Origin of the sequence: Chitinophaga sp. RCC_12, from assembly GCF_041360695.1 — a bacterium.
Lineage (GTDB): Bacteria > Bacteroidota > Bacteroidia > Chitinophagales > Chitinophagaceae > Chitinophaga.
The window spans coordinates 344,447-356,652 of record NZ_JBFUPS010000008.1 but is presented as its reverse complement, the minus strand read 5'-3'; the positions used below and the strand labels follow the sequence as shown (position 1 = coordinate 356,652).

Annotated in this window: 10 protein-coding genes; 4 read left to right on the top strand and 6 right to left on the bottom strand. The window is 47.7% G+C overall.

What is annotated here, in order from left to right; translation table 11 throughout:
* Positions 1-141: 141 nt before the first annotated feature.
* The 3 genes from AB6805_RS23340 (at position 142) to AB6805_RS23330 (ending at position 2,764) form a co-directional block, all read left to right on the top strand.
* Positions 142-909: an SDR family oxidoreductase gene (locus AB6805_RS23340; RefSeq protein ID WP_370911864.1), complete on the top strand. Its 768-nt coding sequence runs from the start codon at positions 142-144 to the stop codon at positions 907-909.
* 14 nt (positions 910-923) lie between these two features.
* On the top strand, positions 924-1,925 hold the full coding sequence (locus AB6805_RS23335; protein WP_370911863.1) for an NADP-dependent oxidoreductase: 1,002 nt from the start codon (positions 924-926) through the stop codon (positions 1,923-1,925).
* A 185-nt stretch (positions 1,926-2,110) separates the two neighbouring features.
* Entirely contained in the window at positions 2,111-2,764 is a 654-nt protein-coding gene (locus AB6805_RS23330; protein ID WP_370911862.1) for a hypothetical protein, read from the top strand.
* A 73-nt stretch (positions 2,765-2,837) separates the two neighbouring features.
* Here AB6805_RS23330 and AB6805_RS23325 read toward each other — a convergent pair whose 3' ends face one another.
* Positions 2,838-4,280: a DEAD/DEAH box helicase gene (locus tag AB6805_RS23325; RefSeq protein WP_370911861.1), complete on the bottom strand. Its 1,443-nt coding sequence runs from the start codon at positions 4,278-4,280 to the stop codon at positions 2,838-2,840.
* Positions 4,199-5,176 (bottom strand): DUF6528 family protein, encoded by a 978-nt coding sequence (locus tag AB6805_RS23320; protein ID WP_370911860.1) that lies wholly within the window; start codon positions 5,174-5,176, stop codon positions 4,199-4,201. Before AB6805_RS23320 ends, AB6805_RS23325 begins: the two co-directional genes overlap by 82 nt.
* 115 nt (positions 5,177-5,291) lie before the next feature.
* On the opposite strand from AB6805_RS23320, the gene AB6805_RS23315 reads away from it, so the two are divergent.
* A complete protein-coding gene (locus AB6805_RS23315; RefSeq protein ID WP_370911859.1) occupies positions 5,292-5,762 on the top strand; it encodes a hypothetical protein in 471 nt (156 codons plus the stop codon).
* Positions 5,763-6,046: 284 nt separating this feature from the next.
* Here the strand turns inward: AB6805_RS23315 and AB6805_RS23310 are convergent, their stop codons facing one another.
* The 4 genes from AB6805_RS23310 to AB6805_RS23295 form a co-directional block, all read right to left on the bottom strand.
* A complete protein-coding gene (locus AB6805_RS23310; protein ID WP_370911858.1) occupies positions 6,047-7,099 on the bottom strand; it encodes an SO2930 family diheme c-type cytochrome in 1,053 nt (350 codons plus the stop codon).
* A gap of 25 nt (positions 7,100-7,124) precedes the next feature.
* The gene (locus AB6805_RS23305; protein WP_370911857.1) at positions 7,125-8,396 is read right to left on the bottom strand and encodes a parallel beta-helix domain-containing protein; all 1,272 of its coding nucleotides are present in this window, start codon (positions 8,394-8,396) and stop codon (positions 7,125-7,127) included.
* Between the two features lie 25 nt (positions 8,397-8,421).
* Positions 8,422-11,172, bottom strand: a complete 2,751-nt coding sequence (locus AB6805_RS23300; protein ID WP_370911856.1) for a carboxypeptidase-like regulatory domain-containing protein — start codon at positions 11,170-11,172, stop codon at positions 8,422-8,424.
* Positions 11,173-11,305: 133 nt separating this feature from the next.
* The gene (locus AB6805_RS23295) at positions 11,306-12,184 is read right to left on the bottom strand and encodes a LytTR family DNA-binding domain-containing protein (RefSeq protein ID WP_370911855.1); all 879 of its coding nucleotides are present in this window, start codon (positions 12,182-12,184) and stop codon (positions 11,306-11,308) included.
* Positions 12,185-12,206: the final 22 nt, after the last annotated feature.

Here is a 12,206-nt window from a genome sequence, read left to right as displayed (position 1 = left end):
ATTTTGCAAGTAAATACTATCTTTACACTTGCAAAATGCAAGTAAAGGTACAAAACAACCTAAAATGAAACAAACAATTTTAGCGACAGGGTTTAATCCCGCAAGCTTCACGAAAATGGTATACCTTAAAAAATTAAGCTCATGATCATAGCAGGAAAAACGGTATTGATAACCGGCGGCGCGTCTGGCATCGGCCTGGAAGCAGCCAGGCAATTCCTGGCAAATGGTGCAAAGGTTATTATTACCGGCAGAAACCAGGAGAAACTGGACATTGCCCAAAAAACACATCCGGCGCTGATCGCCATCAACAGCGACGTAGCCGATGCCAGGGATGCAGCTGCGCTATTCAGCCGGATAAAAGATCTTGGCGGTATTGATATACTGTATAATAACGCAGGTGTTGGCGTGCCGCCGTTAAACCTGGGGCTTACCAATGATGAGCACTGGGAAGGCGCCGCCTACGAAATGAATGTGAACTACCTCGGAGTGATCCGGTTGAACAATCTGTTCATGGATATGTTGAAGTCAAGAAAGGAAGCGGCCATTATCAACACTACCTCCATACTTAGTTATGTACCATCATTGATCGAAGCTACTTACTCCGCTTCTAAAACGGCTTTGGCTTTTTACACCCGGTCGCTCAGGGAACATCTGCGCATTTTAAACAGCCGGGTGAAGGTATTTGAACTGCTGCCACCACTGGTAGCAACAGAAATGACCGCGGCCCGGAACGATAAGAAAATGACCACAGAAGAACTGGTAAAAGGACTGATAGCCGGACTCAAAAAGAACCAATATACTATCCGCGTGGGTGATACAAAACTGATCTATATACTCAACCGGCTTTTCCCGAAAATAGCTTTTGGCTTAATTAATTCTAAAAAGACGTATCAGTCTCTAACAGCATAGTACAAACTTCGCACATGAAAGCATTTATTATAAATCGCTACGGCAGGAAAGAAAATTTGCAGCTGCGTGAAATCGCGGAGCCCATTGTAAAGGAACATGAAGTATTGGTGCAGGTACATGCTGCCAGTGTAAACTTATTGGATTCCAAAATCAAAAATGGTGAATTCAAACTCATTCTCCCCTACAAAATGCCGCTTACTTTAGGACACGATGTAGCAGGTGTGATCACAAAAACCGGCGCCAAAGTGAGCCGCTTCAAGGTAGGCGATGAAGTGTACGCCCGACCGGCAGATCATCATATTGGTACTTTCGCGGAGCTGATTGCCATCAACGAAGCTGATGTAGCGCTCAAACCCCAAAAACTAACCATGGAGGAAGCGGCATCTATCCCCCTGGTGGCGCTAACAGCCTGGCAGGCGCTTGTTGAAAAAGCGGACCTGAAAAAAGGACAAAAAGTGTTCATCCAGGCGGGCTCCGGTGGCGTAGGCACCATTGCCATTCAATTGGCCAGACACCTGGGCGCTACTGTAGCCACTACAACCGGTACCGCAAATGTTGAATGGGTAAAAGCACTTGGCGCAGACGTGGTGATTGATTATAAAAAGGAAGATTTTGAAACCATCCTGCATGATTACGATGTAGTACTGAACAGCCAGGATGCTAAAACACTCGAAAAGTCCCTCCGGGTACTAAAGCCGGGCGGAAAACTCATCTCCATATCCGGCCCCCCGGACCCTGCTTTTGCAAAAGAAAACAGATTGGGCTGGCCGCTGAAAATAGTCATGGGGCTGCTCAGCTTTGGCGTACGCGGCAAAGCCAAACGCCGGCATGTCAATTATTCATTTCTTTTTATGCGGGCGGAAGGTAACCAGTTAGGCAAGATCGCTGCACTTATTGACGCAGGTGTTATTAGCCCTGTTATCGATAAGGTATTTCCGTTTGAGAAAACAGCAGAAGCCCTCGCCTATGTTGAAAGCGGGCGCGCAAAAGGCAAGGTTGTCATCAAGGTTAAATAAAATTACACTTATAACGTTAGCAGCGATCCGGTTGCTATCCTCATGAATTTATCCAGTTCGTCCTGACCATTGTATTTGTAACCGGCTACTCCTATATTTGAGCGAATGTTAGCCAATGCAAAAGGTGATAACATCTCTGATGTACATTGGAATACCAGCTTCTAACCCATGTAAATGATTCAACAATGATAACCACCCAAATGTTACGCGATCTTGAACAGGATCAGGCAGTGAAAAAAAATTACGCAGCAGCAGGCAGCTGGGGACAGCATAAAATAGTATTCCTTCCCGTGGTGGTGCTGATTTTTAGTGCATTTGCGCTTTATTTTTTCTACGACCTTTCCAAAACCGATAGCAGCTATTCCACCTATACAATGGTTTGCGGCGCGCTGGTATTACTTTCCATCGTAGCCATTGCCCTCATACAGAAAAATGCAAAGCAACAGGTGATAAATAATATTGCTTCTGTACCGGTGTGCATAGCAAAGAAAGTATATGGCAACGATTCCAACGGCATTTACTATTGCATTTATACTACGGGTAACAAACGCCATGACCCGGCATTTATTGATGCGATTGCCAATAAAATATTTAATATAGATCACGAACCGGAAGCGGCATCCTATAAGCGGGAAATAGACCGCATCTTCAGCGTGCAGTTTGCAAATACCAATTCCGCGGCGGTACCGCTGCCAACCGGCTTTACGGAAGGGGAACAGGTATATCAGAAACAGTTTGCCACAGCCCCTATTGCGTCGGTAACAACGGCAAATGATGGCAAATTCGCCGTGCTGGCTTTTAACGGAACAAGTGTACCGGTATTGAAAGAAGCACTTTAATTGAAAAAAAATTGTCTAAAAACAAAGAGGGCGTCTCAATAACTGAGACGCCCTCTTTAAATTACTTATATCCCTATCTCGCTATATCAATCTTCACTTTCTTATTCTTGATCTTCTCATTTTTAATCATCTCCAGCGTATTCTGCACTTTCGATTTCACCACTGCTACAAAGGAGAAGAAGTCTTTCACTTCAATTAAACCGATATCTTCTTTCTTCAGATGCGCCTGTTTAGACAGGAATCCCACGATATCCACTTTATTCACTTTATGTTTTTTGCCGGCGGCAATAAAAATAGTCGTCCATTTCGGTTTGTCCGGGATGGTGGAGGTAGCGGGCAGTTCTATATCTTCTACCACTTCATCCGCGAGGTAAGGCATCTGTTTTTCATCGGGCGACAGGATGAGGATGGCGGTGCCACTGGCTTCCATTCTGGCGGTACGACCGTTGCGGTGCGTCCAGCTGTCTTCTGTATGTGGCAGATGGAAATGCACGATATAACGGATATTCGGGATATCAAGCCCGCGGGCTGCCAGGTCGGTGGTTACCAACACATTTACAGACCCATTGCGGAACTTGCAGAGGGCGGCATCCCGCTCCTGCTGCTCCATAGCGCCATGATAGAAGGTATTGATAATACTTTTTTCAGACAGCATTTTACTGGTGCGCTCCACCGCTTCGCGGTGATTGCAGAACACAATGGTAGAGCGGTTGCCCAGGTAGCAGATGAGGCGGAAAAGGGTTTCTACCTTATCATTTTCCGGCGACAGCACTTCCTTGATCGTTAAACGGGCAGCAGGCGTGCCTTCTTCCGGGAGGAAGTCCAGCTTTTCCGGTTTGTCCAGCGCCAGGAAATCAGGGATATCCACTGATTCTGTAGCGGAGGTCAGTATCCGTTTTTTGATATTGGGAAGCGATTCAATAATGAAAGACACTTCCTCCTGGAATCCCAGTTCCAGGGTTTTATCAAATTCGTCGAGTACCAGCGTTTCAATGGCTGCCGTAGTGATATTTTCCCTGCGGATGTGGTCTCCCAGGCGGCCGGGGGTACCTACAATCACTGCCGGTGGCTGTATCAGGTTGTTCTCTTCTGTTTCCCTCAGGTGTCCGCCATAGCAGGCGGTGATCTTATAGCCGGTGCCCATCAGCTTGAACACTTTCTCTATCTGTAAGGCCAGCTCACGGGAGGGCACCACGATCAGGGCCTGGGTGTTTTTATTAGCAGGATCGAGATTTTCCAGGATGGGCAGCAGGAATGCCAGCGTTTTACCGGAACCGGTAGCCGATAACAGGATAACATCATTGTGATGCTTGTTTGCGTCCACTGATGCCTGCTGCATTTCATTGAGTGAATCGATCTTTAGATTGGTAAGAATATTACCTAATGAGTATTTTTCTTTTTGCATTGCCGCAAAAGTACGAAGATTAACGGGTTTTACCTGCACAAATGCATCGGATCGCCCGCCGGATAGCTGAAGGTATTGCGCACTACCCACCTGGCTTTGTAGATCTTCCATCCTTTCCGGATAAACAGCCGTCTGCCTTTGGCGTCGAGCACCTCATCCGTCCACCACGATTCTTTTGGCCGGATCACAATGGTGGGAAGGCCGTTCCCGGCGGAAGAAACGCTTTTAATATTGTCCTGCAACACATCGGCCTTCGTCAGCTTTTGTGTAATAACATCAAATTTATATACGTTGGTGGTATTCGTCAGCCATAAATTATTTTCACCATATACCGGAAAGAGATCATGTGCCTCTGTTCCTGGCAGGGAAAAAACGGTATCCTGCACCAAATCCGGCGCATGGCAGTTGAAGTTATACCTGAATGAATGCATATGAGCCCTGGCGGCCGACCACAATCTTCGCCGGCCGGCATCCCACACCACGTTATGCCCGAAATCAATGGGTATCTTTTTCGTATATACGTTATCTGGGAAATGAACGGTATCTGTTTTAAACACCATCAGGTAGTTGCCGGTACTGGAAGCGCTCACAATATTGCCATCGGGCAACAGCTCGGCGGAATGGGTATTACCGCCTGCATAGGCATAAAAAACCGTTTTCTTATCTGCTACCCTGATCAGCGCCACACCACCACCAGAGGCATTCATTAACACATATTCATTGTTATACACCATTTTGGCATCGCTGGGATTGCTGAACCATTTTACATGCGCCGGCTGCACATTGGAGTTTTCCGGCTTCCATTCCCAGATCACCTCACCGGAAGGCATTGTTGCTATTATAATCCGGTGCTGCGACTGCTCCGCTATCACCATACATTGATTACAGGCCGCTACTGTAACAGCGGTATCGGGATGATTCCCCGCCAGGGCAACACTGCTTTTACAGGAAGTGACAACGGCCAGCAAACAAATCATAGCGGCCAGAAAGGATTCTCTTTTTTTCATTGTTAGTAAGATATATCGCCACATTTGGCTATGGCGCCACATAATTACAATTTTTTCCGTGGAATTAAAAGGCCCGTCTTTCCTTCATTTGCCTCATTTTTCTTACTTTCAATATATGAAAACACCTTACATATTACTGGCGCTTGGCGCAGGCATCTTTGCATCCTGCCAACAACAAGGCCAGCAGCAGCAAACCAACGCTGCCAAAGATTCATTGCCACCCGTGGTGGAAAAAGAAAAATCCAACCATTGCTTCGAAAAAGTCCTCGGCAGGGATACCATCCAGCTCCGGTTAACCATGCACGACAGCGTAGCTACCGGCACCCTGGTATATAATTACTTTGAAAAAGATAAAAATACCGGCGACTTTAACGGCCTAATCAGCAATGGCATCGTCCGTGGAAAATACGTTTTCTTCAGCGAAGGCGTGGAAAGCTCCCGCCAGGTAATCTTCAAAATCTCCGACCACGAAGCCTACGAAGCACTACCCGACAGCATCGACCACCAGGGCCTCCCCGTGTTCAACAGCCAGAACGAAGCGCTGAAATTCGACAACATCCCACTGGTGGAAGGAGCGTGCAAATAGAAGGCCTTCGGCCTTCGCGAATTTTGTCTTTCTCGCTGATTACGCTGATTTTACTGATTTTACTTTTTGGATTTTTTATAATGATTTTGGGGAGATATAAGCGAACATATTCCGCTTATATCTCCCCAAAAAAATTCAAAAAATAAAATCAGTAAAATCAGCGTAATCAGCGAGAAAGACAAAATTCGCTTCTATCTCCCTTAATCCTTTATAAAATCCAAAAGTAAAAATCAAACTAATCAGTAAAATCTGCGTAATCCTGAGTAAGACAACATCCGCGCGCGTTATTTCATTGCCGCAATCCACTGCCGGATCAACGCTACGCCCTCTGTATGCACCACCGTGCGCGCCAGCTCCGGCATAGCCGTACCCGGTTCCACACTGTTCATCCGGTAAGCCAGGATGGAGTGCAGCGGGTCGCCCGGGATCACGTCGTAATCCAGTCCGCCGGCGCCGCCACCCGCCGAAACGGGCGACTTCATTATGCCGAGATGGTCCGGAGCAGTTTGTTCGTATTCCAGGAATAAGCCGGTATTAAATGCATCGCCACCTTTGGTATGACAGTGCGCGCAGTTGACATCAAGATAAGCACGTGCGCGTTCATTCACGGTGTAGTGAATACTGTCTTTCCAATCAGGCAGCCGTGGCACTTTTTCCAGGGAAGGCATTCCCATCAGCAAGCCATTGCTGGCCCACTGCTGCAACTGGTTCTGCGTTTGCCCATGACGCACAAAATTAAGATTGCGTGCTTTAGGACCAATAGGCGTAAGTACGCTGTTATTAATATGACAACGTTTACAGTCATTGGTGTTGGGCATCTGGTACAGGGTGGACTGCTCACGCCCGTTGTCGTCCAGGAAGGTGATAGGAATCTTTTTTCCCAGGATCCATTTCTCTGCGTCCTGCTGATCCTTATTCCACAGGTAGTTCATTACTTTCCATTGCCGGTCTGCCGGATCTTTAAACAGCAGGCGCGTTTCTATCATGATCTTTTCATGCGCCGGATTGGTATATGCAAAGTTTTTAATGATAAAAGTGGAATCCGGAAAATCGAGGGAACCATGACCGGTGTAGCCCATCTTTTTTCCTTCCGGCAATACAATAAAGCGGTCTTTTACGGCGTAGTCGGTGAACAGTGGCGTAACCAGTTCATAATTCACGATGCCTTTACGCGGCTGTAATGCCTTGAGTACACCGGTAAAAAATCCATACTCAGATAATTTTTGTTTAAACTGGAACAGACCGGCTGTTGCAGCAGGTGACGGCCGTTGCTGACAACTTTGCGTGGCGGCGATCCATAAAATTAAACACATCACAAATAAACAAGACTTCCTCATCTCCCTTAAAAAATTTAATAAAACACTATTTACATACATAAGGCGTAACATCGGTACTGGGCTTCCAGTTTTTCGACATCATGTTCATGGCATCCACATTTACAAATAAGTTGGGCCCCTTTTGCTGTATACAAAGCGAATCGGGATTCACCGCTGTACCTTTTGTGAGGATGTTGGTGGTAATACCATCATAGGTAATGAAAGGCAGGCGGGCATTTTTACGCGCCGGATCATCTGCATTTAATTTCTGTTCTATTCCCACCAGGATTTTCCCGGTATGATGCTCGTATACTGCCGGCGGAAAAGCAGCGCCCACTTCCATAATATTATCATGTATATGCACATTGCGGGGGATCGGGAAATAGTGATCGTTAATTTTTGAACCGGCTTTTTCATCAATAAAAAATCCTGATACCACTGAAATAGCGCTGGAATTATTATTGATGATGCGGTTGTTGTACAGCTCTATATCAGATGCGGCGAGGATCACCACCCCACTGCCTGGAGCAGCGTTGCCCACGCCCCAGGTGGAACCGAAGCTGCCTGATTTGGCAAAATTCTTTTCGTTATTGTCGTGCATATAATTGTTGTATGCCTTTACGAAGCCCCCGCGTTTCGACAGGTCGGGCAGGTCAAAAATGAGGAAGCCGGCGGTGTTGCCCCAAAACTCATTATCATACACCTGTGCATTGGACGTATTTTCTATTTCGCACCCAGCCACATTTTTAAAGGCTTTGCATTTACGAACGATAGCGCTGTCGGTTTGTCCTACATAGATGCCGGCGTCGGAAGCGCCCTGGGCATAGCAGTTTTCCACCAACACATTTTTACACATCACCGGGTAAATGGCATACCCACCACTGGTGGAGTCGGACACCGACCAGATCGCATGCACATTGGTGACTACCACTTTCTCACTTTTATTGATCTTGATCAGGTCCCCTTTGGAGTCGCGCAGGGTAAGGCCGTCGATGGTAAATCCTTTTACATCGGTTACCCGGATGCCTTCCCCACCCTGGCTTTGGGCCGAAAAGTCGAAGATCGTTTTATCCGGACCGGCGCCCTGGATCAGGATATGATTTACCTGGGCGATACTGAGGTTATCAAACTTATAGGTCCCTTCTTTTAAGGTGATACTGCTGCTGTCTGTCAGCGACAGAAAGGCTTCCGCAATTTTTGTTTCCTCACCGGGACCAAACTGAAGCCGGGTTTTATAACCGCTCTTCTCCTGAACTTCCGGACCCTGGCAGGCTGCCAGCAGGGCAATCAATAACAAACAGATAGGATATCGTTTCATACTTGGAAATATTTATTTAAATAAATCAGAAAACATTGTAAGCGAAGGTGACGTAGTACATACCGCCGATGGCCGGGCTGCCGAAGCCATTTCTGTAATAGGTATTGGTGAGATTTACCCCACCCAGTTTAATCGTGGAATGCGCCTGTAGGAGCCGGTAACTCACCTGTGCATCAATGACTGCCGAGGCGGGTACCGTACCGCTGCCAAAACCAATCTGGTAGAAATAGGCCGGTCTGTAACGGAAGGTAGTATTAAATGAGAATTTTTCCTTCTTACCAAAGCCGGTATTTCCAAAATCGATGTTGAATTTATAGTTGGGCGTGTTGAAATTGTTCACCTGGCTGTTGTTCCTGTTTTTCAGGAAATCGGACGAGAAATTCACCTTTGCCAGGAAGTGATGTGATAAGTCCACGCTCACGCTGGCGGCGTAGCCATAGGTATTTACCTTTTCCGCGCCGTTATACGCAATATTATACTGGATATAAGTGCTGTGATCCAGGAAGGCGTTGGGATCTGCCGTACCCGGGGTATTGGCCACATTTACATAGCCAATGAAATTTTTCCAGGTAGAATAATAACCCAGCACGTCTATCAGCACCCTGCCGGCGATGAGGGACGAGTAACCTAACTCGAACGCATCTACGGACTGCGGTTTGATATCATTTAAAGCAAACTGTTTCAGGTCGGCGGGATGCTTCGTGCGCTGAAATGAATCCACGCTTTCCAGGGTATAGGCCGGGTATTTATTAAACTGGTATACGCCGTTGAGCAGCCTGTCGGACCCGCCGGAGGCGAAGCTGTTGTAATCGATCGGTGTACTTTGGAGCGACTGGATATTGGAAGGGAAGCTATACGCATTCTGGTAAGAAAAGCGGATAAAACTTTCCTTGTTCACTTCCAATACCGCAGATACCCGGGTGGTGATACGCGGTTTGGCGAACAACGTATTTTTATCATACCTAAAAGCAGCGGCCAGGCTCAGTTTTTCGCGGATCACTTTTTTGGTAAGATGGGCGTAAGCACTGTATTCCGCTACATCAATAGGCCCTTCGTTATCCGGGAACAGCGTGCCTTTGGAGTCGAGCCGGTATAGGCGGTAGTTCAACCCGGCAATCAATTCCGCGAACTTTACCAGGTGCGTAAAATTATACTGGGTTTCTGCATTAAAGAGGCGGCTTTTATCAGTGAACAGGGTACCACCCTTGGAGGTGGGAATGTTGGAGATACTGTCTTTCAGGTGCAGGAACTGTGTGCTGCCGGCACCCGGCCGGCCCTGGTCGGCGAATGCCCTGGCCAGGTTGCTGGCATCGATATAACTTGTACCCTGCGACATGGCTTCCAGCAATGCGCTGGTATATTGCGGGTACCAGCCATCGCCGGTGTTGCCGTCGTAGCTGGGCTTCCAGGCTTCGTTGATCAGCTGTGCCGTGGGCATGGCAATAATGGTACGACCGGAATTTTCGCGGGACGTGTAGGCTCTTACAAACCAGTGCTCCGCTTTTAATTCGGCGCGGTATTGTCCCAGGTGGAAGTTGGTGAGTGCGTAGCGGGTATCATTGCTGTATACCGCGTTACCTTGTCCGAAGGTACCCGACAGAATGGCTTCCAGCTTCGGTTTAATCTTATAGCGCAGTTCCACATTGGCTTTGAACATTTTGGCATCGCTGCTCAGGTAGCCGTATTCCGGGTAGCCGGTGCGGGCTACCATATGCCTGCCTTCCGCCAGCATGGGCGAAATGATAGGTTCCAGTTCCGGCACCTGCGCCAGGGCCCCTTCCAGGAAGGGGTTAATGTCTACGGATGTTTTGCTGCCGTAAATATTTACGCCGTTATAGTTAGGATCCTGCTGCGGGCCACCGGGACCGTTGGTATTAGTGGTATCGTTGGCCATCCAGTCTTTCGCCTGGGTGTATTGCACATTTATTTTAAACGCGAACTTGTCGTTTACTTTTTTGCCCCAGCGCAGGGTCCAGTCGTAGTATGGCGATGGCCCCAGCGGATCATTGGCTTTTCCTTTTTTCACGTGATTCACGCCCTGTGTGATCTGTGCGCTGAGTCCCTGGTATTTGAACGGGTCTTTGCCGGTCATTACCATGGTGCCATTGAGGCCGCGGGAGCCGTATAATGCGGACGAGGCGCCGGACAGCACTTCGAGGTTGTCTACATCCAGCTCCGTAAGACCAATAATAGCGCCGATGGGGAAGTTAAGGCCGGGGGCCTGGTTATCCATACCGTCTACTATCTGGGTGAAGTTGGTATTGCCGCTGGTATTGAAGCCGCGGGTGGTAACGGTGGTGAACAGGAGGCTGGAGGTGGTAACGTCTACTCCTTTGAGGCCCTGCAGCATGTTATAGTAGCTGGGCTGCGGGGAGTTGATGATATCTTTGCTGCTGATCCTTTCAATGGTAACCGGCGATTCTATTTTCTTCTGTACAAACCGGCTGGCAGAAACCACCACTTCTTTTCCCAGTACCGATGCGGGCGACAGCTCAATGCGCTGAAATCCGGGACCGGAAATGATGATTTCTTTTGTTTCAAAGCCTACCGATGACAGTATAAGGGTAACAGGATAATTTTTCCGGGTAGAGAATTTAAAGTTTCCCTGGTCGTTGGTATAGTCCCCGTTCTGTGCTTCCTTCATGGTTACGGAAACAACAGGCACTACTTCCTGGGTAACGCTGTTGCGGACGTTGCCCGAAATCACAATCTGTGCATTAACCGTAAGGCGCACCCCGAACAGGCAAACCATACTTATAATAATGGATCTTAACATCGGCAGGTGGGATTTAGATGGCTTGGTTGTTTAATTTATCGCCTTGTGGCATAGCGATATTACCAAAATACGCGGACGGAACGCATTGGTACCATTGACTTTGGGGCGAAACCGGGGCTATTGGGGGTAAAAATCAGGACACGGGGGCGAATCTTTCCTGGAAAGCCGTTAAACAGGTAGCTGATACCGGCACACTGATATCACTGAGCCCCTCCAGTTCCAGGTAATGTCCTTTTGTATTTTTCTTAAAAAGAACCACTTTGGAGATGTTCACCAGGTAAGAGCGATGTGCGCGCACAAAATTATCGGGCGACAGGGACGATTCCAGTTTTTTCAGGGATGTTCTGATAAGTTCCTTGCTGATGGTATTTCCGGAGAGATAAAATACCTGCACATAATTGTCTTCTGCTTTCATGAGCAGTAACTTGCCAGGGTGCAGGGTGAGCACGGGTTTGTCATGTTCGTCACGGATCAGGATACAGGGGTCACCTGCTTTCATCACCTGTTCTTTTTCCAGGCTTTTGAGCTGGGCCATTTTTTCCCTGGTAAAAAACCAGAGCAGGGAAATGCAGTAAGGCAGCGGTAAAATAAGGGCGATGTAACGAAGGGTATTGATAAATTCGGCCCAGGTAAGGAAAAATGTATCCGTGAGGGTTACATCCACGATGGTAACCATAACGGCTACGCCCACAATTTCGCCCAGGAACCAGCAGAGGTAAGTGGCATTGGTGAGCTTACGCCGCCATTTTAACCTGGCCAGGCCAAACTGCGTGATGGTCAGCACTACCACCCCGCATAAGGTAAAAATAAGGAACAATGCCATCAGGGATAACTGTTGTCCTTCGTACCACATATTAATATTAAAAGGCAGGAAGATATACATGAACAGGAAGCTGAAAACGCTGCAGAACACGATCAGGGAAATCCTGTTGGCAACGGAATCCAGTAAGGTAAAGCGGGGTTGCTCTGCGGTATACCGGGAAATAAGTGGCAAAGTAGTCAAGCTTTTCATGTAGTGGATGATTTACTTTAAT